The sequence below is a fragment of the Methylobacillus draconifructus genome (assembly GCF_045984385.1).
In the GTDB taxonomy this organism is placed as follows: domain Bacteria; phylum Pseudomonadota; class Gammaproteobacteria; order Burkholderiales; family Methylophilaceae; genus Methylobacillus; species Methylobacillus flagellatus_A.
Genome location: NZ_JBJQIJ010000003.1, coordinates 154,328 through 175,134, shown reverse-complemented (window position 1 = coordinate 175,134; position 20,807 = coordinate 154,328). Strand labels below are relative to the sequence as shown.

Here is a 20,807-nt window from a genome sequence, read left to right as displayed (position 1 = left end):
TTATTCGTCATAGTTGTCGTGGTATTGCCCCACGAAATTCTCGAAACGGGTGTTTTCTCCCAGGAAGGTCAGGCGCACGCGGCCAATCGGGCCGTTACGCTGCTTGGCGATGATGATCTCGGCGGTGCCCTTGTCCGGGCTGTCCGGGTTGTATACTTGGTCCCGGTAAATGAACAGGATCAAGTCGGCATCCTGCTCGATCGCGCCGGACTCGCGCAAGTCCGACATGACCGGGCGCTTGTCAGGGCGCTGCTCAACGCTGCGGTTGAGCTGGGACAAGGCGATCAGGGGCACATCCAGTTCCTTTGCCAGGGCCTTGAGCGAGCGCGAGATTTCGGAAATTTCCGTGGCGCGGTTCTCGCTCCTGCCGCCGCCGGAGGAGGTGCCTGTCATCAACTGCAAATAGTCGATCACGATCAGGCCCAGCTTGCCCACTTGCCGGTGCAGGCGGCGCGCGCGTGCGCGCACTTCGAATGAGCTCAGGCCGGCGCCTTCGTCGATATAGATGGGCGCCTCGTTCAGCTTGCCGAGCGCGGTCGTCAGGCGCACCCAGTCTTCGTCCTCCAGGTTGCCGTTGCGCATGCGGTGCTGGTCCAGCTTACCGATGGAGCCGATCATACGGGTCACCAGCTGCGTTGCGCCCATTTCCATGGAGAAGACGGCGACAGGCAGGCCAGTGTCCAGAGCGACATTCTCGGCAATATTGAGCGAGAACGAGGTCTTGCCCATGGATGGGCGCCCGGCGACAATGATCAAGTCGCCGGGCTGCATGCCCGAGGTCATGCCGTCTAGGTCGGTAAAACCAGTGGGGATGCCTGTGACGTCGCTGTGGTTGTCGCGCTGGTAAAGGTAATCGATACGGTCCGCCACTTGCGGCAACAGGGTCTTCATATCCAGGAAGCCCTGGGTCGAGCGCTTGCCGCCTTCGGCAATCTGGAAAATCTTGGCTTCGGCCTCATCCAGCAGCTGCTGGGCGTCGCGTCCCAAGGGGTTGTAGGCGCTCTCGGCAATATTGGAACCGACTTCGACCAGTTTGCGCATTACTGACCTTTCACGCACGATTTCGGCATAGCGGCGGATATTGGCCGCGGTCGGCGTGTTCTGCGCCAATGCCGCGAGGTATGCCAGCCCGCCTACGCTGGAAAGCTCGGCCGAATTCTCCAGCGATTCGGCCACGGTCACGATATCGGCCGGCCTGCTGCGCTCGAACAAGCGGCTGATGTGCTGGAAGATCAGTTTGTGGTCATGCCGGTAGAAATCGTCGGCGCCGAGGATATCGGCAATGCGGTCCATCGCCTCATTTTCAAGCAGCAGGCCGCCCAATACTGATTGCTCTGCCTCTACGGAATGCGGGGGAAGTTTCAGGGATTCTAGTGTGTCGTCAGCCATGGCGCATTATAACAATTAGGCTTGCGGGTTGGTTGCCCGTTCTCGGCAATATGCGCTGGAATCTTCAAAACAAAAGGGCTGCCGATGGCAGCCCTTTCGATGGCTTGAAAGCCGGATGTAGTATTACTCGCCGAGCACGGAAACAGTGATCTCGACAACAACATCGTGGTGCAGCGCGATGCTGATCTGGTGGTCGCCAATCGCCTTGAGCGGACCTTCTGGCAAGCGCACTTCGGATTTAGAAACTTCGAAGCCCTGAGCAGTCAGCGCTTCAGCGATATCGCCATTGGTCACAGACCCGAACAAGCGGCCGTCGACGCCAGCCTTCTGAGTAACTTGCAACAAGAAGCCAGCCAGCTTCTCGCCACGCTTCTGCGCAGCAGCCAATTGCTCGGCCTGTTGCTTTTCCAGCTCCGCACGACGCGCCTCGAACTCGGCCTTGTTGGCTTCGGTCGCACGCTTTGCCTTGCCTTGAGGGATCAGGAAATTACGGCCATAGCCGTCCTTCACCTTGACGATGTCACCGAGGTTGCCCAGGTTAACTACTTTTTCCAACAGAATAACTTGCATGGTCTCACCTCTTAGTGCTTGTCAGTGTATGGCAGGAGGGCAAGGAAGCGGGCGCGCTTCACTGCAGTAGTCAGCTGGCGCTGATACTTGGCCTTGGTGCCAGTAATACGGGCTGGGATGATCTTGCCGTTTTCGTTGATGAAGTCCTTCAGCAGATCAACATCCTTGTAATCCACTTGCTTGATGCCCTCTGCCGAGAAACGGCAGTAGCGGCGGCGTTTGAACATGTCACGTGCCATGATGAAAACCTTTCAGATAATTCTTTCCAATGTTTGTATATGCAATACCAGCTGCGAGCTCTTGAGGCTGCGCCTTGCGAGAAACCCGGCCACCTTCACCTGCGTCCCTTCGCTGATTTTCTGTGCTTCCAGCGCCAGCGGCCCCATGGCCATGCTTGACACCTCACATTCAACCTTGCGCTTCATTCCCGCCTCGACCTGTTCAGACATATGCTTCAGGACGAAACTCGATACTGGTATTCCTGCCGGGGTGTAGCGCAGTTCCGCAACCTGCGTGAACTCGCCATCCAACTCCAGCCTATTTAAACTCACTACTTATTAAGCTGTGGCTTGCTCTGCAGCGGGTGCAGCAGCTTCGTCCTTGGCCAGCAATGACTTGGACTTTTCTTCCTTCATCATTGGGGATGGCGCAGTCACGGCTTCGTCGGTATTCAGGGTCAGGTGACGCAATACTGCATCGTTGAACTTGAATGCGTGCTCGAGCTCTTCCAGCACTGCCTGGCTAGCCTCGATGTTCATCAGCACGTAATGCGCCTTGTGGATTTTCTGGATTGGGTAAGCCAGCTGGCGGCGGCCCCAGTCTTCCAGGCGATGGATGGTACCGCCATTGGAAGTCACGAGCGTGCGATAGCGCTCGATCATCGCTGGCACTTGCTCGCTCTGGTCCGGATGGACGATGAAAACGATTTCATAATGTCGCATAGAATCTCCTTTTGGATTGACAGCCTCCCGCATGCGCAACGGTGAGGCAAGGTGGAAAACCCGAAACTATAGCCAAAAAATATCAATTAATCAATCACAACCTGCACTACCCCGCCAATCCGGCGAAAAGCGGCCGCATACTAAAATTGTCTATTTACTCAGAATTGAATAGAATCATCAGGATTGAACCTGGTCATTATATGCAGCAAGCTGTTCGGATTGACATGCCAGCTTACGCCAAACCTCGCAAACAGACAGATGACCAAACCACTTTAAAAGATTACCAATAAACATATAATCCGCAATGACAAACCCAACAAACTGTCCGGTCTGGCATGACCTTAGCGCCCATTATCACGAAATCCTCCCCCTGCAGATGCGGGACATGTTTACCAAGGATGGGCGCCGATTCGAAAAATTCTCCCTGAACGCCGAAGGCCTGTTGCTGGATTATTCCAAGCACCGCATCACCGATGAAACGCTGCCGCTGCTGTTCAAGCTGGCGCGCGACTCCAAGGTCGAGGAATGGCGCGACCGCATGTTCTCGGGCGAGAAAATCAATTTCACCGAAAACCGTGCCGTGCTGCACACCGCCCTGCGCAACCGCAGCGATACACCTATATATGTCGACGGCAAGGACGTCATGCCGGAGGTCAACCGCGTGCTGGCGCAGATGCGCAAGTTCAGCGACGGCATCCGCTCCGGCGAATGGAAGGGCTACTCAGGCAAGCGCATTACCGACGTCGTCAATATCGGCATCGGCGGCTCCGACCTCGGGCCCGTCATGGTGTGCGGCGCGCTCAAGCCCTATGCCCAGGCCGGCCTGAACGCGCATTTCGTCTCCAACATCGACGGCACGCACCTCGCCCAGACCCTGGAGCAATGCGACCCAGAAACCACGCTGTTCATCGTCGCGTCCAAGACCTTCACCACCCAGGAAACCATGACCAATGCGCACTCCGCGCGCACCTGGTTCCTGCAGGCGGCCAAGGATGAAGCGCACGTTGCAAAACACTTCGTCGCGATTTCCACCAATGCGGACGAAGTCGGCAAGTTCGGCATCGACGCCGCCAACATGTTCGAGTTCTGGGACTGGGTGGGCGGACGCTATTCCCTCTGGTCCGCGATCGGCCTGTCCATCGCCATCTACATCGGCATGGACAACTTCGAGGAACTGCTGCAAGGCGGCCATGAAATCGACCTGCATTTCAAGAATACGCCGCTGGAACGGAACATACCCGTGATCATGGCGCTCCTGGGCGTCTGGTACAACAACTTCTTCGGCGCCGACAGCCTCGCGATACTGCCTTACGACCAGGGCCTGGCTCGCTTCCCCGCCTATCTGCAGCAAGCCGATATGGAAAGCAACGGCAAGTTCGTCGCCCGCGACGGCCGCATCGTGCAATGCACCACCGGCCCCATCATCTGGGGCGAAGCCGGCACCAACGGCCAGCATGCGTTCTACCAGTTGATACACCAGGGCAACCGCCTGATCCCCTGCGATTTCATGATGCCGCTGCATAGCCAGTACAACGTGGGCAAGAACGGCAACGAGCACCACTTGATCCTGCTTGCCAACTGCTTCGCGCAGACCAGCGCCCTCATGCAAGGCAAGACGCTAGATGAAGCCAAGGCCGAGCTCGTCGCACAAGGACTGAGCGGCGATGAGCTTGAAATCCTGCTGCCGCACAAGGTGTTCGAGGGCAATCGCCCGAGCACCACCATCCTGTTCGACAAGCTCACCCCCAAGACCCTAGGCAAGCTGATCGCCATCTACGAACACAAGATATTCGTGCAAGGCATCATCTGGAACATCAACTCCTTCGATCAATGGGGCGTGGAATACGGCAAGCAGATTGCCAAGAAAATCCTGCCTCAATTGAACGACGGCAAGGAGTCGAACGAGTATGACAGCTCGACCAACGGCCTGATGAATTACTTCAAGTCGAGAAAATAGGCTGCCAGCTTTATAGTACTCAGATCTTATCAATAAAAAAGCCACGATATTCGTGGCTTTTTTATTTCATCGACCGACTTTACTTGAGTCGTTGATGCTTAATGCTTACTCCAGGCCCAGCTTCTTGCCGAGAAAACTCGCGCTCACGCTGGCGCCCAGGCGCTTGGCAAACCGGTCGGCCAGCCCTTCCTTGGCGGTGAAGTCGACCAGGTTTTCCTGCTTGATCACCTCGCGCGCCACATAGTCAGAGCTGCCGAAGGCATCGGCCAGCCCCATTTCCACGCTGCTCTCGCCGCTCCAGAACAATCCGCTGAACGTTTCGGAGGTTTCCTTGAGGCGCTTGCCACGTCCTTCGCGCACCACGGCGATGAATTGCGCATGGATCTGGTCCAGCATCTGCTGGGCGAATTCCTTGTGCTTGGGATTGACGGGAGAAAACGGATCCAGCATGGCCTTGTTCGTGCCGGCCGTCATCAAGCGCCGCTCCACGCCGATCTTGTCCATGACGCCCGTGAAGCCGAACCCGTCCATCAATACGCCAATCGAACCGACGATGCTGGCCTTGTCGACATAGATCTTGTCCGCTGCCACCGCGATGTAATAGCCGCCCGAAGCGCAGATATCCTGCACCACGGCATAAACCGGGATATTAGGGTGCAGCTTGCGCTGGCGCTTGATCTCGTCGTTGATGATGCCCGCCTGCACCGGGCTGCCGCCAGGGCTGTTGATGCGGAGGATGATGCCCTTGGTGCCCTTGCTGTCATAGGCCGACTTCAGGCTGGCGATCACGCTGTCCGCGTTCACCACGTCATCGCTGCCAATCACGCCGTTGATGTCGATCAATGCCGTATGTTCCACCGATGCGGACGAACTCTCGTTCCAGCCGGTGACATAAAACAGGATGATGAACAGGTAGAGGAAACCGAGCGACTTGAAGAAAATGCCCCATTGGCGAGAACGCCGTTGTTCCTTGACCGTGGCCAAGGCAAGCTGATGCAGTGTTTCGCGCTCCCAGTTGGAGCCGTTAGGATAATTGTCAGACATTCATTAAGCTTTCCAGGTTGATCAATATTTGCTGCTGTTGCTCTTCGACCCGCACAGGCTGCAAGCTCCGTCCGTGGCAAGGCCCTGCTACACAATACCCGGTTTCCGGCTCAAAATGCGCGCCGTGGGTCGCACAGATCAGGTATTGCCTGCTGACGTCAAAAAACTCGCCACGGTTCCAGTCCAGCTCCAGCGGAATATGCGCGCACTGGTTTACGTAGGCATAGACCTTGCCACCGAACCTCACCGCGAACCCGGTGACATGGCCGCCGACTTCGGGAAGCTCAAAGCGCACGCCCTTGCCGCCGTCTTCCAGCTCACCGCTCAGGCAAATCAGGCGTTCGCGTCCAGCCATTGGCTGAGTGTAGCAAAATCATCGAAATGCGCCAGCGGAGAATGCGGCAGCAAACGTTCCAGCGGATGCGCGCCATAGGTCACCCCCAGGCTGGAGACCTTGGCGTTCTGCGCCATCTGCAAGTCGAAGCTGGTATCCCCTACCATCAATGTGCGTTCCGGCTCGACGCCGAACTCGTCCATGAGCTCAAGCAACATTTGCGGGTTGGGCTTGGAGAGGCATTCGTCGACGCAGCGCGTACCGTGGATGAACTCGCCCAGGCCACTATGGGTCAAGGCATGGTTCAGGCCGCGGCGGCCCTTGCCGGTGGCCACGCCCAGCATGTACCCTTGTTGGTTGAGCCTGCTCACCGTGTCGTAAGCCTGATCAAACAGCACGACGTCATCCTGGTGCGCGTTGTAGTGCACATTGTAGCGTGCCGCCATCTGCTGGATCTGCTCCTGCGTAATCACGCCAAACAATTGTTCGATCGCTTCGCGCAAGCCCAGGCCGATAATGCTGCTGGCGGCCTCCTGCCCCGGATCATCCAGTCCGGTCTCGACAGCGCCCTTGCGGATGCTGTCCACGATGATCTGCGTGGAATTGGCCAGCGTGCCGTCCCAATCGAACACGATCAGGTCAAAGCGCTTGGCCATGCTTGGACTCCGCATTCAATATCTCAACAAACTTCTCAAGTTCCTTAGGTAAAGGTGCGATTAATTTCAACTTTTCTCCATTGATAGGGTGTCTTAAATTGGTTTCGGCGGAGTGCAGGAACATGCGTTTCAAGCCGCGCTTCTGCAGGGATTTGTTCAAAGCAAAGTCGCCGTATTTGTCGTCGCCGGCGATCGGGAAACCCAGGTGCGACAATTGCACGCGTAATTGATGGGTACGGCCGGTTACGAGCTGGGCTTCCAATAAGGTGAACTCGCCCAAGGGCTTGCGCAGATAAAAGATGGTTTCGGAGTCCTGGCCGTCATCCTGCACGGCCACCCTGCGCTCGCCGCTCGGCAGCACGAATTTGTGCAAGGACAACTTGACTCGGCGCTTCTGGTCGGTCCATTTGCCATGCACCAGCACCAGGTAGCGCTTATCCGTCTGGTTGTTGCGGATGGCGTCATGCAGGTTGACCAGCGCCACGCGTTTCTTGGCGAGCAACAGCACGCCGGAGGTTTCGCGGTCGAGACGGTGCACCAGTTCGAGGAACTTGGCATGCGGGCGCTCCAGGCGCAATTGCTCGATCACGCCGCGGCTGATGCCACTCCCCCCGTGCACAGCGAACCCCGCCGGCTTGTCGATCACCAGCAGCGCCTCGTCCTCGAAGATGATGGCATCGTCGAACTTGGAGGCCTGCGGCTTAGCCATCGACTCGGCCTGCGGCTCCGCCATGCGCACCGGCGGCACACGCACCTGGTCCCCCAGACTGAGCTTGCAGCTTGAATCCACGCGTTTGCTGTTGACGCGAACCTCTCCGCTGCGCAGGATGCGGTAAATATGGCTCTTGGGGACCCCCTTGAGTATTTTGGCCAGGAAATTATCAATTCTTTGGCCTTCACTGGCTTCATCTATAGTGAGCAGGTTGACAGCGGCGGGATTAAATTGATTTCTTGTTTTGCTTAAATTATTCATCTCACCTATACTACGACCATCTTGAGGTAAATGCGCTAAGCGCTTCTTCAAGAATGACAACTGGAATGAAAAAACACCTTGGTTAACTCGCTCGCCAATGAACATCAAGTAGCGATTTGTAACAAAAATGCGCTCTAGCCGCCGCAGACCGATATGGCTCATGTGGCGCAACAGCCCAGGATATACTGAAAAAATAGCATATTAGCCGATAATGACGGCTAATCCGAGACAGAAATAGACGTACCGGGGTTTAGACCCAATAGTTTACGAAAGCTTTCGTTAACAAATTCAAGCTGATACTGTGGCACAACGGTATTAGAAAATCTTTTTCCGGGTGGCCCAAGACGGCACCTTTAAACTGCACTAAAACGCACATTAGGAAAAAGCGGCCTGAAGGCAAACAACTGCCTAGCTGAAAAATTGAGAAACTATTGCTTCGCGTTACCTCCTGCGGACTTTGATCTGCTCGTATCGTGTTGTTATCGCTTGCCTACATTGAGCAGGCGCATACATTGAAGTTTCAGTCATACCGCTGCTGCCCCAAGGCCATGCAAGGCCTGCTGCCCGCTTGAAGAGCGCGGGAGCCCGTAATGAAACGCATGCTATTTAATGCGACGCAATCAGAAGAATTACGCGTCGCGATTGTCGACGGACAAAAACTCATCGATCTCGATATCGAGTCCGCCGGCAAGGAACAACGCAAGAGCAACATCTACAAAGGTGTCATCACCCGCATAGAACCTTCCCTCGAAGCCGCTTTTGTCAACTACGGCACCGACCGTCACGGCTTTCTTCCTTTCAAGGAAGTCGCCCGCAGCTATTTCCTGAACGAAGGCGATGCAGGCCGCAGTCCACGCATCCAAGACGTTCTTAAAGAAGGCCAGGAACTGATCGTCCAGGTGGACAAGGACGAACGCGGCAACAAGGGCGCCGCCCTCACCACCTTCGTCTCGCTTGCAGGCCGTTACTTGGTGCTGATGCCCAACAATCCTCGCGGGGGCGGCGTTTCCCGCCGTATCGAGGGCGAAGACCGCAACGAACTGCGCGACACCATGGCGCAACTGCAAGTGCCTAACGGCATGAGCATCATCGCGCGCACTGCCGGCATCGGCCGCAGCGTGGAAGAATTGCAGTGGGACCTGAATTACCTGCTGCAATTGTGGACTGCCGTCGAAAGCGCCTCCACCATCCAGAGCGGCCCGTTCCTGATCTACCAGGAAGGCAGCCTGGTCATTCGCGCCATTCGCGATTATTTCCAGCCGGATATCGGCGAGATCCTCATCGATACGCCCGACATTCATGAACAAGCCGTGCAGTTCATGAACCACGTGATGCCGAACAACGTATCGCGCGTCAAACTGTACCGCGACGAGATCCCGCTGTTCTCCAGGTTCCAGATCGAGCACCAGATCGAGTCCGCCTTTGCGCGCGAAGTGCGCCTGCCTTCCGGCGGCGCGATCGTCATCGACCACACCGAGGCCCTAGTGTCCGTGGACGTCAACTCCGGCCGCTCCACCAAGGGCAGCGACATCGAGCAGACCGCGTTCAATACCAACCTGGAGGCTGCGGACGAAGTCGCCCGCCAGCTGCGCCTGCGCGACCTCGGCGGCCTGGTCGTCATCGACTTCATCGACATGGAAAGCCAGCGCAACCAGCGCGAAGTGGAAAACCGCCTGCGCGATGCGCTGCACCACGACCGCGCCCGCGTGCAGACCGGCAAGATCTCGCGCTTCGGCCTGCTGGAGCTTTCGCGCCAGCGCCTGCGCCCGAGCCTGGGTGAAAGCAACCATATTCCCTGTCCGCGCTGCCACGGCACCGGCCACATCCGCGGCATAGAATCGACCGCATTGCACATCCTGCGCATCACGCAGGAAGAAGCCATGAAGGAAAACAGCGCCATCATCCAGGTACAGCTCCCTGTCGAGGCAGCCACCTTCCTGCTCAACGAGAAGCGTTCGGAAATCCACAAGATCGAGCAGCGCATGGGCGTGCAAGTGGTGTTGATCCCCAATATCCACATGGAAACCCCCAACTACAACATCCTGCGCATCCGCCATGACGACGTGGAAGAAACAGGCCGCGCCAGCTATGAAATGGTCGAGTTGCCGTCCGAGACTATCGAGACCGCGATTGCCCAGGAGCCTAGACCCGCAAAACCCGAAGCTGCCGTGAAGGGCATTACGCCCGCATCGCCTGCGCCTGCTCCAACGGCCAAGGAAAATCCCAACAGCACCTCCCTGCTCAACCGCTTCAAGTCCTGGCTCGCCAGCGTCACCGCGCCCAAGCCCGAAGCCAAACCGCAGGAAGAAAGCCAACGCCGCGACAATGGCCGCAACCAGCGCCGCAATAACACCCGGCGCAACGAGCGCAACGGCAATGAACGTACTGAACGTACCGGCAATGACCGCCAGGCGCAAAACGAGCAGCGTCAGGAACAGCGCAAGGAGCCACGGGGCCAGGACCGCCGTCCGCAACAGGCTGAACAACGCGCCGCCCAAGGACGCCAGGAAAAGGCCGAGCGTCCAGAGCGCAGCGAGCGCCCGCCCAAGGCTCAGCAGCAGGCTACGCCTGCCCTGCAGGCAGAAACGCCTGCAGAAGCTGGCAGCGAGCAACGCGGCAACCGCCGTGGGCGCAATGGCCGCCGCGAGCGCCAGCCCCGCAACGAAAATGCAAACCGCGAAAACCGCCAGCAAGCGGCAGAAGACGTGCGTTCAGTTGCAGAAGTTCCTGTTGCTGCGACAGTAGCAGCCGAACTACCGGTGGAAACCAAGGCAGCAGCCGCTCCGCAAGCAGCTCCTGCTCCCCAAGTGAAGGAAAAGGCTGAGGCAGCCCAGGCTGAAACAAAAGCAGCGCCTCGCGAAGAAGCACCTCTGCCAGTCGCCAAGACAGAAGCCGCCGCGGTTGAGGAAACCCAGCCGGCCATTGTGGAAACGACAGCCAAGGCAGCACCAACCAAAGCGGCAAAAGCGCCTGAGAGCGAATCTGCCGGGGACAGCGCACCTGCTGCCGCCGAGCCGGCGAAAGCTGCCGAAACCGTGGCTGAAGAAGCCCCGATTGAAGCTGCCAAGCCTGAGAAGAAGCCGCGCGCGCCCCGCCGCCGCAAGGCCGAGGCAGAAAAGCCGGCCGACTTGGCGGATTCCGGCTTGCAACTGGTAGAAACCAAGGCCGATGCAGTTAAAGCAACCGCCCCTGTGGAGGAAGCACCTGCAAAACGCACGCCGCGCAAGCCTGCGGCCTGGCAGCAAAAGGCGGCCAAGGACGAAGCCGACAACGACGAGCTGGTGATGGTGGAAACCCAGAAGTAATATCAAGCAGCAACAAAAAAGCCCTGGCTTGTGTCAGGGCTTTTTTTATTTGCGAGTTCGAATCCCACCGCTTCCGGCACGCTTCAAAAGCCGGATTGATCCAATCGAATGATCGATAATTCAATCCAGCAGTTCGTCCGGCACGTCCGCGCCATAAAAACTGTTCTTGAGTTTTTTCAATTGGTCGCGATAGTCGGCGGCCTTCTCGAATTCCAGGTTCTTTGCGCTCTCGTGCATGGCTTTCTCCAGGCGCTTCATTTCCTTGACCAGCTGCTTCTCGGTCATCTTCCCGTAGCTGGCCTGCTCTTCAGCCGCCTTGCGGTCACGCTGGTGATCCTCCTTGCTGTAGACGCCCTCGATGATGTCCTTGATGCGCTTGCTGACGCCCTTCGGCGTGATGCCATGCTCGGCGTTGAACGTCATCTGCTTGGCGCGGCGGCGCTGGGTTTCATCCATCGCCAGCTTCATGGAGCGCGTTACCTTGTTGGCATAGAAGATCACCTTGCCGTTGAGGTTGCGCGCCGCGCGCCCCGCGGTCTGGATCAGCGACCGTTCCGAGCGCAGGAAGCCCTCCTTGTCCGCATCCAGCACGGCGACCAGTGAAACCTCGGGAATATCCAGGCCCTCGCGCAGCAGGTTGATCCCCACCAGCACATCAAACTCGCCCAGGCGCAAGTCGCGGATGATTTCCACGCGCTCCACCGTATCGATGTCGGAGTGCAAATAGCGAACCCGCACGCCATGCTCGGAAAGGTAATCAGTGAGGTCTTCCGCCATGCGCTTGGTCAATGTGGTGGCCAGCACCCGCTCGCCCACCTCTACCCTGAGCTTGATTTCCGACAATAAGTCATCCACCTGCGTATCGGCCGGCTTGACGATGATCTCGGGGTCGACCAGACCAGTGGGCCGCACCACTTGCTCCGCGATGCGCTGCTGATGCGTGGCTTCGTATTCCGCCGGCGTCGCGCTCACGAAAATGCATTGTGGAATGATGCGCTCGAACTCCTCGAACCTGAGCGGCCGGTTGTCCATGGCCGACGGCAGGCGGAAGCCGTAATCGACCAGGTTTTCCTTGCGTGCGCGGTCGCCTTTGTACATGCCGCCGATCTGCGGCACGGTGACATGGCTCTCGTCGATGATCATGAGCGCATTCTTCGGCAGGTAATCGATCAATGTCGGCGGCGCATCGCCGGGCTGCCGGCCGGTCAGGTGGCGGCTGTAGTTCTCGATGCCCTTGCAGAAACCGATCTCGTTGAGCATCTCTAGGTCGAAGCGAGTGCGTTGCTCGATGCGTTGCGCTTCAACCAGCTTGCCGGTCTTGATGTAGAAATCCACCCGGTCGCGCAACTCCTGCTTGATGGTCTCCATCGCGCGTATCGTCGCCTCGCGCGCCGTTACGTAATGACTGGAGGGAAAGATGCGGAAATTGTGGATCTTGTTGAAAATCTGCCCTGTCAACGGGTCGAACACGGTGATGCTCTCGATCTCGTCGTCGAACAGGCTGATGCGCACCGCGGTTTCGCTGTTTTCCGAAGGAAACACGTCGAGCACGTCGCCACGCACGCGAAAAGCGCCGCGCGAGAAATCGAAGTCGTTGCGCTCATACTGCATCGCGATTAGCTTGTTGACGATATCGCGCTGGCTGATTTTCATCCCCAGGTGGATATGCAGCACCATGCCGTGATATTCGCCCGGATCGCCGATGCCGTAAATCGCCGACACCGTGGCGACGATAATGCTGTCTTCCCGTTCGAGCAACGCCTTGGTAGCGGACAGCCGCATCTGCTCGATATGGTCGTTGATGCTGGAATCCTTCTCGATGAACAAGTCGCGCGACGGCACGTAGGCCTCTGGCTGGTAATAGTCGTAATATGAGACGAAGTACTCCACGGCGTTCTGCGGAAAGAACTCCTTGAATTCGGAATACAGCTGGGCGGCCAATGTCTTGTTCGGCGCCATCACGATCGCAGGGCGGCCGGTACGGGCAATGACGTTCGCCATGGTGTACGTCTTGCCGGAACCCGTCACGCCGAGCAAGGTCTGGAACTTCAGCCCCTCGTTCACGCCGGCCGTGAGTGCCTCGATTGCCGCCGGCTGGTCGCCTGCGGGCGGGAACGGCTGAAAAAGCTTGTATTTGCTGTTTGGGAAAGTGACAATCACATCAATCACCAATGAGAAGGAACTGAGATTCTAACAGGCCAGCGGAGTCTGCGCGCCTGTTGACAAACCTTCTTTCAAACCCGGTTGCCTCTTTTCCTGCCCGAGCCTGGAGGTAGTTATGCGTTATCTGCTGTGGATTGCCGCATCATGGCTGCTGACGCCAGCGCTACCCGCCCATGCCATCGACCGCGAGAAAATGATCGAGCCCTTCTTCTCCACCGTCATGGTGAGGGCCTACCGGGCGGATGGCGGCTTGGGTTACGGCTCCGGCATCGTCGTCGCCAGCGACAGGGTATTGACCAACTGCCATGTGCTGCGCGAATCCGGCAAGCCTTGGATTTCACGCGGCGAGGATGTCTACCAGGTCGAATCGGTGCAGGCCGACCTCTGGCACGACCTCTGCCTGCTGCACACGGACCCTCTGCCGTTCAAGCCCGTGACGCTAGGGGAAAGCGCCGCGCTGAAGAAAGGCGAGCAAGTCATCGCCATCGGCCACTCCAACGGCGTTGCCTCCCCGCTGATCTCGGCAGGCAATATCAAGTCGCTCTACTCCCTGGACCACGGCAGCATCATCCGCAGCACCGCAAGGTTCGCGCTCGGGGCCAGCGGCAGCGGCTTGTACAACGAGGCCGGCGAGCTTGTGGGCATCAACACCTTCAAGACGCTGGGCCGCCAGGCTTACTACTATGCCCTGCCGGTGGAATGGCTGAAACAGCTGGAGGAACGCCAGCCGCAAACCCGCTTTCCCTTGATCGGCCAAGCCTTGTGGGAGGCGACAGAGCAATCGCGCCTCTATTTCCTGATGATTGCCATCCCGGAAATACAAAAGGACTGGCAAGCCCTGGGCAGGATCGCCACGCAATGGACCATGGCGGAGCCCGACAACAGCGAGGCGTGGTACGAGCTCGGCTACGCGCAGGAACACCTGCAGCAGCCACAGGCCGCGGAAGCCAGCTACAAACAGGCGCTCAGCCTCGATCCGGCGAACACGGACGCCATGTTCCGCCTTGGCCTGATGGCGGCGCATCAAGGCAAGAAGGACGAGGCCTATGCCATAGAGCAATCGCTGGGCAAGATCAGCGAGAAGCTGGCAATGGAATTCCGCAAGGCGGCCGCATGCCCCGACGACTGCAACGACATGGCCGCCAAGCCGGCTTCTTCTACCCAGTAAATTACGCCTATTGCCTCAACTATCGCGCAACACCAGCCAAATATCGCATGCCGCCATATTCCGCATTGGGAATAATATGAGTAAAATTAACGTTTTGCCGTCGTCTTCATTATTTCTCTATAGGATTTCAGATCTTGGAACTCTCGCAGCGCGTTCAATCCATCAAAGAATCACCCACCCTGGCTGTCACCGCACGTGCCGCCAAGCTTAAGGCAGAAGGCCGCGACATCATCGGCCTGGGCGCAGGCGAACCGGATTTCGACACTCCACAACACATCAAGGACGCCGCTAAAAAAGCGATTGACCAAGGTTTCACCAAATACACCCCTGTTGCTGGCATTCCCGGCCTGAAGAAAGCCATCGTCGCCAAGTTCAAGAACGAAAACGGCTTCGACTACACCGAGAAGGAAGTCATCGTCGGCGTGGGCGGCAAGCAATGTATCTTCAACCTCGCGCTCGCCGTACTGAACCCGGGCGACGAAGTCATCGTGCCCGCGCCTTACTGGGTCTCCTACGCCGATATCGCCCTGGTTGCGGGCGCCAAGCCCATCATCATCGAATGCGGCATCGAACAGGGCTTCAAGCTCACCGCCGCGCAGCTCGAGGCCGCCATCACGCCGCAAACCAAGCTGTTCATGATCAACTCGCCATCGAACCCGACCGGCGCGGTATACAGTCTTGAAGAACTCAAGGCGCTGGGCGAGGTGTTGAAGAAACATCCCCATGTGCTGGTCGCCACCGACGACATGTACGAGCACGTCAACCTCACCGGGGACAAGTTCTACAACATCCTCAACGCCGCGCCCGAGCTCAAGGAGCGCTGCATCGTGCTCAACGGCGTTTCCAAGGCCTATTCCATGACCGGCTGGCGCATCGGCTACGCCGCGGGCCCGGCCAAGATCATCAAGGCGATGGAAATCCTGCAGTCGCAATCCACCTCCAACCCGACCTCGATTTCGCAGGTGGCGGCCCAGGCTGCATTGGAAGGTCCGCAGGAGTGCATCACGCCGATGCTGGACGCTTTCCGCGAACGCCACGAGTTCGTCGTCAAGCGCTTCAACGAAATCAAGGGCCTGAAGTGTATCAAGGCGGGCGGCGCATTCTATGCGTTCCCCGATGCGCGCGAAGCCATCAACAACCTGTTTGCCGCAGGCAAGATCAAGCAGGCCACCGACATGGCACTGTCGGAATACCTGCTCGAGCAGGAAGGCGTCGCCGTGGTGCCCGGCTCCGCTTTCGGAGCCGAGGGCTACTTCCGCATCTCGTTCGCCACTTCCATGAACAACCTCAAGAACGCGCTGGAGCGTATCGAGCGCGCATTGGCCTAGCCGACACGCTCACTTGAGCAATAAAAAAGCCTGCACGAAGCAGGCTTTTTTATTGGCATCCGCGATCAGAACCGCCAGTTCAGACTGGCGCGCAAGCCGTGGTCCTCGGCTTGCCGCGCAAACTGCCCGAAATAGGATAGGCTCAGACTCAAGGCATCGCCCGCCGCTATGTCGAGCCCGGCATCCACCACCAGCGCTTCACGACGCACCGGCGTCCCGGCGATGCCGAAGGCTTCTCCCCCGCTGAAAGCCAGTTGCGACCGCTCGCTGGTATCACCGCTCGCATGCCGCCATCCCAGCGAGCCGCGCAATACCGCATGGGTGCGCTCCCCGCTTTCGAGCTGGCGTGCCGCGCGCAGGCCCAGGGTGGCGAAGGTGGTGTCCGTACCTTGGCTGCGGCCTCTCAGGGCGGCGCCTTGCTTCTCATCGAAACCATCGGTATGCAGGTTGACATGCGCCAACGTCACGAAAGGCTCGAGGGCGAGCCGCCCAGCCTCCAGGCGGTAGCCCAGGTCGGCGAAACCCTGCAAGGTGCGGCCCTTGTAATCCGCCTTGCTTTCCGCCGCAAGCCCGGGGAAATCCACGCTGCGGCGCGTATTGACGTCATGCCAGCTGTGGCTGGCCCCCAGCCTGAGGCCGAGGCCGTCCCACTCTGCACCACCATAGAGCCCCAGGTGATAACTGCGCACGTTGGCGGAAGAATGCCTGCCGCTGGCATCCTGGCTGCTGTCGGAGTAACCTGCCAGCGCACCGGCGCGCCAGCGTTCGCCCAGCTGGGTATCGGCGCCGAAGAGGATGCCGCCTATGCGCCGGCTCAACCTGGCGGCATCCTGGGTGCCGCTGTCATGCCCCCAGCTGCCCAGCGCCTGCGTCCAGGCGGTATAGCCTTCCCTTTCCACGGCATCGCCATTGCGGGCCGCCGCCACAGCGCCAAATGCCTGGCGGGTGCGGTCAATCGCCGCGTTGCGTACGAAGCGGCTGTCCTCGATCAGGGTATTGCGCGCCGAGGCATGGATTTCGCCCGACAATTGGTCCATTGCCGCCGCGGTGTCCTGCTGCTGCAATGCCGCATCGATAAACTGGTTGCTCCCGGCGGCAAGCAATACGCCGCCCAGGACGGACCGCTGGTTACGGCTCAGGCTGGACTGCACGTTGTCGACAGCGCCCTGGTCGATAGCCAAGCTGACTTCCACGCTGTCAGTATTGTAGAAGGTATTGAGGCTGACCAGCCCGCCACCGGTCCAGGTGCTGGAAGAAAACGGCGTACCTAGGGAGCCGTCGGTGGTCAACACCGTATAGCGGTGGTTGAGCAGGTAGCCGCCGTTGCCGTTTTCCTGGGTGACCTCCAGGCTGATGCCCGCCAGGTCGGACACGCCGGTATCGGTGATATGCACGAGGTCCGCCTGGCCTGCCGCATTGATTTCGGCGACATAGGTACCGCTGAAGCCGGCGACAGAGCCGTAGGTCTGCGTACCGATGGAATTGCCCGGGCCGATGGTGCCGCTGCCGCTCAAGGCGCCGCTGAAAATGAAGTTGCCGCCCAAGGTGGCGCTGCTATCCACGACCGCATTGCCGACCACCAGGATAGGCGATGCCGCGGTTCCGCCATGGGTGGCCGCTCCCTGTCCCAGGTTCACGTCGCCCACGATGTTGGTGGCGGCGGTGCGGCTGAACAGGATGACGGCATCCTCGGCATTGAGGCCGCTGTTCAAGGTCGTCGCACCGGCAAAGGACACCACGCCCTGGCTCGCATGCACGGTGCCGTCGATGGTCGCATCGCCGTTGAACACGGCAGTGGAGCCGCCGCCGAGATTGAGCTCGCCATTGATCGCGGTATTGCGGCTGTTGAACACCAACGTCGTATTGCCGCTGCCGCCAACGCCGCCCGCCACGGTCGTCGCGTCGCCGTTGAATTGCAGCTGGGCATGGTCGATTCCGCTGACGTTGCTGCCGATGTTGGTATCGCCGTTGAACGTGAAGCTGGCGCCATTGCTAGCCACCGTCTGCGCGATATTGGTAAGGCCGTCGAAACTCACGCTGGAGCCCGTGCCCGCCACTACGCCTCCCCCGATGTCAGCGCCGTTGGTAAAGGCGATGGTCGTGCCCTCGCCGCCGCTGACATTGCCGTCGATCGGGCTGCCATCGGTATTGACGACGGTAGCGCCATCCCCGGCCGTCACGTCATGGATACCCCTGACGATGCCCACCCATTGCGCGCCGGAACCGACGATGAGGTTAGTCAGCCCGCTGCGGCCCTCTTCCAGGCCGTCGATATCCACGATATCGCCGCTGGAAACGGACCCGTTGGCGAGGGTGAGATTGATGATGCCATCCATGCCCTGCTCGTTGCGGTTAACCTGCAGCAGAACGCCATTGTTCCGGGTGAGGTTGGAACCCGCCCCGACCAAGATATCCTGCATCTGTCCGGCCTCGTTCAGCTCGGATAGTATGGAAGCGCCCGCGGCATTGATGCTGGTATTGCCCAGGCTTGCACTGGCATTGTTCACAAGATGAATGCCGGCACCCTGCTGGGAAACCAGGCTGGAGCCGCTGAGCTCGAGCCTGCCGCCCGCCGTGGCGAATGCTGCCGCCACGTTGCTGCCGCTGGTCAGCACGGATGTATCCTGCAACCGCACCAAGCCGTCCAATATCGCCGACACGCCATACGCATCCTCCCCGCCGGTGGTAATGCTGCCCGACTCGAAGACCACCGTGCCGCCGGTGCCATCAAACCACCCAGCCGATACGCCCATGGCCCTTGCGCCGCTGGTTTCTATCGTGACGCCGTTGGCGTTGATCAGGGATTGCGCGCCGCTGGCCTGGATTCCCACGGCATCGTCTCCGGACGTACTAATCGAGCCTGCTTCCACGTCGATACGCCCGCCGTTGTATGCGTACAACCCCCGGCCGACGGACCCCGTCGTCGTGATCGCCACATTGCCGGCCGCTATCCTGCCCCCTTCATTCTGCGCAAACAGGCCATAGGAATTGTGCCCTTCGGTAGAGATGCTGCTGCTATCGATGTTCACCACGGTTTCCTGCCCGGCAAACGCGCCGCTCGTTGCCGCCCACGCCAGCACGGCATGGGAGTTTTCTCCTTTGGTGGAAAGCGCCACTCCGTCAAGCCCTGCGCTTCCGCCGGTATCCGCGCGGACAGCATAGCTGCGGTCGCTGCCGGTCATGCGCACAGCGCCGCCTTTAAGGACAACGCTGGCGCCCTGCGATGCGGCAGCACCGACGGGAGCATCGCTGCCGTTGGTGCCTGAGCCGCCGACGATCAGCTCGGTATTGTTCGCGACAATGCTGGAGCCCGCCCCTGTCGCGCTGACCCCGCGCCCGTAGGCGCCGCTGTTCGTCTGGCTGACCGTCACGCCATCCAGCCGCACCTGGCCGCCGTTGGTCGCAGAGGCGCCGTAAGCGCGGCTGCCTGATACGTTGATGATGGTATCGCTGGCCTCCGCCACACTGCCGTTCCCGTCGGCGACCAGGCCATGCGCGCCCTGTCCCAGGGTCGATATGCTACTGCCTTGTAGGCTGACCTGCCCGCCCGTATTGGCCACTGCGCCATGACCGCTGCCCGAAGCCGTCACTGTCACACCGGACCCTTCGTACGTTCCCCCCGCAACGGCCAGCACGGCACTGCCACTGCCGGCATTGCCCACAGCGCCGCCGGTCATCGCAATTCCGCTGGCATCGGATTTCACCACGGCGTTGGCGGCGCCATTCACGGTGCCGTTGAAATGGCTGTCGGCCAACAAGGCCGAGGCATTGTTCACCGCACTGAGGTAGCCGTCCGCCACGTTCCAGCGCCCGCCCAGCGTCGCATCGTCCAGCCTGATGTTGCCCCCGACCTGGATAGATGGCCCGTTGCTAGCTCCAGTGGCCGATGCGCCGTTTTCCAGTTCGACATTGCCGCCTATGCTGACGACATCTGCGCTACCGCCGCTGAAAGTGAAGCCGGCCTGGCTGCCGATCAGGCTGCCGCTAATGACGGCGCTGCCAGCGAAATCCGCCGAGGCCTGTTCCTCCCCGTTGCCCTCGGCAAGCAGGCTCCCCGCGATGGTGGCGTTGGGTGCCACTTGCGCATGCGCGCCCGCGTCGACGACGATATCGCCATCCGTATTGCCGATCACTTCCCCGTCGGCATAGACTTTCCCGGCCAGCAACCTAGACCAGTAAGTGTCAAATACGGTTTCGCCGTTGTTCCTGGCCTTGAGGTACATGGCCCAGAACTGGGACGGTTCGCCGCTGGCGGTTGCGGGAGGGTTCCAGGCGTAGATCAATTCGCCGTTGAAATAATATTCGACCAGGTTCTGCTCGGGCAGCAGGCGCAAATCCAGCGTATTCCAACCGTCGTACTTGATCAGGCTCGCCGTCTCGGCGAGCGTCACCCAATCGCCACTGTCCCATACCTGCAAGCGACCAACGCCATCCTGGTTGTTGAAATGGATGATGGGAAATGCGGCCTCGCTATCGACATACGCCCCCTCCGCCACCACCGATTCAGGCATGGCGCTGCCCCACATGCCGGTATTGACATAGTCGGTCGCCGTTCCGCTCTGCCAATCCCCGTCGACCCACATATCGCCCCGGAGGAAGGAAGCGCCCGCAGGCACTGTGGTCTGTTGCGAATAGCCTTGCCAGTTATTGAAGGAGTCGCTTGCCGCAGGCGGGTTGACTGCCAGCTTCAAGGCATCCCGCCCTTGCCACTCCACACGTTCCAGCGAAGGGGAGCCGCCCCTGTCCTTTTTCCAGGCCGATGGGTCCATGTCGACCGCATAGGGCGTATAGACCGCGGGCTCTGCCGACGCCATTGGCGAATATGCTGCGCAACATGCCAGCACGGCCAAGACTGCACTGACGCCGGCCCCGCCGCAGCCTTTGCTCTTGGCCGTTTCAGGCACCACCAGGTGCATCCGGCGCGCAGCGCTCCATATCGTTTTATAAGCTCGGTTCATCCCTGCCCTCCCCTTGGATTG

Annotated in this window: 15 protein-coding genes; 4 read left to right on the top strand and 11 right to left on the bottom strand. The window is 59.4% G+C overall.

Features of this window, described 5'->3' with window-relative positions; translation table 11 throughout:
• The 5 genes from dnaB to rpsF form a co-directional block, all read right to left on the bottom strand.
• Complete coding sequence (gene dnaB / locus ACKF11_RS07190) at positions 1 to 1,389, bottom strand: replicative DNA helicase (protein WP_309565158.1); 1,389 nt, start codon at positions 1,387 to 1,389, stop codon at positions 1 to 3.
• A gap of 123 nt (positions 1,390 to 1,512) precedes the next feature.
• The gene (rplI, locus tag ACKF11_RS07185; protein WP_309565157.1) at positions 1,513 to 1,959 is read right to left on the bottom strand and encodes a 50S ribosomal protein L9; all 447 of its coding nucleotides are present in this window, start codon (positions 1,957 to 1,959) and stop codon (positions 1,513 to 1,515) included.
• 11 nt (positions 1,960 to 1,970) lie between these two features.
• Positions 1,971 to 2,198 carry a 30S ribosomal protein S18 gene (gene rpsR / locus ACKF11_RS07180; RefSeq protein ID WP_011479550.1) on the bottom strand — a complete coding sequence of 76 codons (228 nt, stop codon included), beginning with the start codon at positions 2,196 to 2,198 and terminating at the stop codon, positions 1,971 to 1,973.
• A 12-nt stretch (positions 2,199 to 2,210) separates the two neighbouring features.
• The gene (priB, locus tag ACKF11_RS07175; RefSeq protein WP_407995246.1) at positions 2,211 to 2,510 is read right to left on the bottom strand and encodes a primosomal replication protein N; all 300 of its coding nucleotides are present in this window, start codon (positions 2,508 to 2,510) and stop codon (positions 2,211 to 2,213) included.
• 6 nt (positions 2,511 to 2,516) lie between these two features.
• Complete coding sequence (rpsF, locus tag ACKF11_RS07170; RefSeq protein ID WP_309565155.1) at positions 2,517 to 2,900, bottom strand: 30S ribosomal protein S6; 384 nt, start codon at positions 2,898 to 2,900, stop codon at positions 2,517 to 2,519.
• A gap of 304 nt (positions 2,901 to 3,204) precedes the next feature.
• On the opposite strand from rpsF, the gene pgi reads away from it, so the two are divergent.
• Positions 3,205 to 4,857 (top strand): glucose-6-phosphate isomerase, encoded by a 1,653-nt coding sequence (pgi, locus tag ACKF11_RS07165; RefSeq protein WP_309565154.1) that lies wholly within the window; start codon positions 3,205 to 3,207, stop codon positions 4,855 to 4,857.
• Between the two features lie 105 nt (positions 4,858 to 4,962).
• Here the strand turns inward: pgi and ACKF11_RS07160 are convergent, their stop codons facing one another.
• The 4 genes from ACKF11_RS07160 to ACKF11_RS07145 are packed head-to-tail and all read right to left on the bottom strand — an operon-like array spanning position 4,963 to position 7,864.
• The gene (locus ACKF11_RS07160; protein ID WP_309565153.1) at positions 4,963 to 5,901 is read right to left on the bottom strand and encodes a S49 family peptidase; all 939 of its coding nucleotides are present in this window, start codon (positions 5,899 to 5,901) and stop codon (positions 4,963 to 4,965) included.
• Entirely contained in the window at positions 5,894 to 6,256 is a 363-nt protein-coding gene (locus ACKF11_RS07155) for a Rieske (2Fe-2S) protein (protein ID WP_407996510.1), read from the bottom strand. Before ACKF11_RS07155 ends, ACKF11_RS07160 begins: the two co-directional genes overlap by 8 nt.
• Complete coding sequence (locus ACKF11_RS07150; protein WP_407996509.1) at positions 6,235 to 6,891, bottom strand: HAD family hydrolase; 657 nt, start codon at positions 6,889 to 6,891, stop codon at positions 6,235 to 6,237. The genes ACKF11_RS07155 and ACKF11_RS07150 overlap by 22 nt, the downstream gene beginning before the upstream one ends.
• Positions 6,875 to 7,864 carry an RluA family pseudouridine synthase gene (locus ACKF11_RS07145; RefSeq protein ID WP_407996508.1) on the bottom strand — a complete coding sequence of 330 codons (990 nt, stop codon included), beginning with the start codon at positions 7,862 to 7,864 and terminating at the stop codon, positions 6,875 to 6,877. Before ACKF11_RS07145 ends, ACKF11_RS07150 begins: the two co-directional genes overlap by 17 nt.
• 590 nt (positions 7,865 to 8,454) lie before the next feature.
• Between ACKF11_RS07145 and ACKF11_RS07140 the strand changes: the two genes are divergently transcribed.
• Complete coding sequence (locus ACKF11_RS07140; protein WP_407996507.1) at positions 8,455 to 11,169, top strand: Rne/Rng family ribonuclease; 2,715 nt, start codon at positions 8,455 to 8,457, stop codon at positions 11,167 to 11,169.
• 120 nt (positions 11,170 to 11,289) lie between these two features.
• Here the strand turns inward: ACKF11_RS07140 and uvrB are convergent, their stop codons facing one another.
• The gene (gene uvrB, locus ACKF11_RS07135; RefSeq protein WP_407996506.1) at positions 11,290 to 13,329 is read right to left on the bottom strand and encodes an excinuclease ABC subunit UvrB; all 2,040 of its coding nucleotides are present in this window, start codon (positions 13,327 to 13,329) and stop codon (positions 11,290 to 11,292) included.
• 118 nt (positions 13,330 to 13,447) lie between these two features.
• Between uvrB and ACKF11_RS07130 the strand changes: the two genes are divergently transcribed.
• Complete coding sequence (locus ACKF11_RS07130) at positions 13,448 to 14,500, top strand: trypsin-like peptidase domain-containing protein (protein ID WP_407996505.1); 1,053 nt, start codon at positions 13,448 to 13,450, stop codon at positions 14,498 to 14,500.
• A gap of 134 nt (positions 14,501 to 14,634) precedes the next feature.
• Positions 14,635 to 15,828, top strand: coding sequence for a pyridoxal phosphate-dependent aminotransferase (locus ACKF11_RS07125; RefSeq protein WP_407996504.1), 1,194 nt, complete (start codon positions 14,635 to 14,637; stop codon positions 15,826 to 15,828).
• A 65-nt stretch (positions 15,829 to 15,893) separates the two neighbouring features.
• On the opposite strand, the gene ACKF11_RS07120 is transcribed toward ACKF11_RS07125, so the two are convergent.
• Positions 15,894 to 20,786 carry an autotransporter domain-containing protein gene (locus tag ACKF11_RS07120; RefSeq protein WP_407996503.1) on the bottom strand — a complete coding sequence of 1,631 codons (4,893 nt, stop codon included), beginning with the start codon at positions 20,784 to 20,786 and terminating at the stop codon, positions 15,894 to 15,896.
• Between the last annotated feature and the right edge of the window lie 21 nt (positions 20,787 to 20,807).

Coding starts and splice junctions, on each gene's coding strand:
- dnaB (WP_309565158.1), bottom strand. CDS start 1,389: ATGGCTGACGACACACTAGAATCCCTGAAACTTCCCCCGCATTCCGTA.
- rplI (WP_309565157.1), bottom strand. CDS start 1,959: ATGCAAGTTATTCTGTTGGAAAAAGTAGTTAACCTGGGCAACCTCGGT.
- rpsR (WP_011479550.1), bottom strand. CDS start 2,198: ATGGCACGTGACATGTTCAAACGCCGCCGCTACTGCCGTTTCTCGGCA.
- rpsF (WP_309565155.1), bottom strand. CDS start 2,900: ATGCGACATTATGAAATCGTTTTCATCGTCCATCCGGACCAGAGCGAG.
- pgi (WP_309565154.1), top strand. CDS start 3,205: ATGACAAACCCAACAAACTGTCCGGTCTGGCATGACCTTAGCGCCCAT.
- ACKF11_RS07160 (WP_309565153.1), bottom strand. CDS start 5,901: ATGTCTGACAATTATCCTAACGGCTCCAACTGGGAGCGCGAAACACTG.
- ACKF11_RS07155 (WP_407996510.1), bottom strand. CDS start 6,256: ATGGCTGGACGCGAACGCCTGATTTGCCTGAGCGGTGAGCTGGAAGAC.
- ACKF11_RS07150 (WP_407996509.1), bottom strand. CDS start 6,891: ATGGCCAAGCGCTTTGACCTGATCGTGTTCGATTGGGACGGCACGCTG.
- ACKF11_RS07145 (WP_407996508.1), bottom strand. CDS start 7,864: ATGAATAATTTAAGCAAAACAAGAAATCAATTTAATCCCGCCGCTGTC.
- ACKF11_RS07140 (WP_407996507.1), top strand. CDS start 8,455: ATGAAACGCATGCTATTTAATGCGACGCAATCAGAAGAATTACGCGTC.
- ACKF11_RS07130 (WP_407996505.1), top strand. CDS start 13,448: ATGCGTTATCTGCTGTGGATTGCCGCATCATGGCTGCTGACGCCAGCG.
- ACKF11_RS07120 (WP_407996503.1), bottom strand. CDS start 20,786: ATGAACCGAGCTTATAAAACGATATGGAGCGCTGCGCGCCGGATGCAC.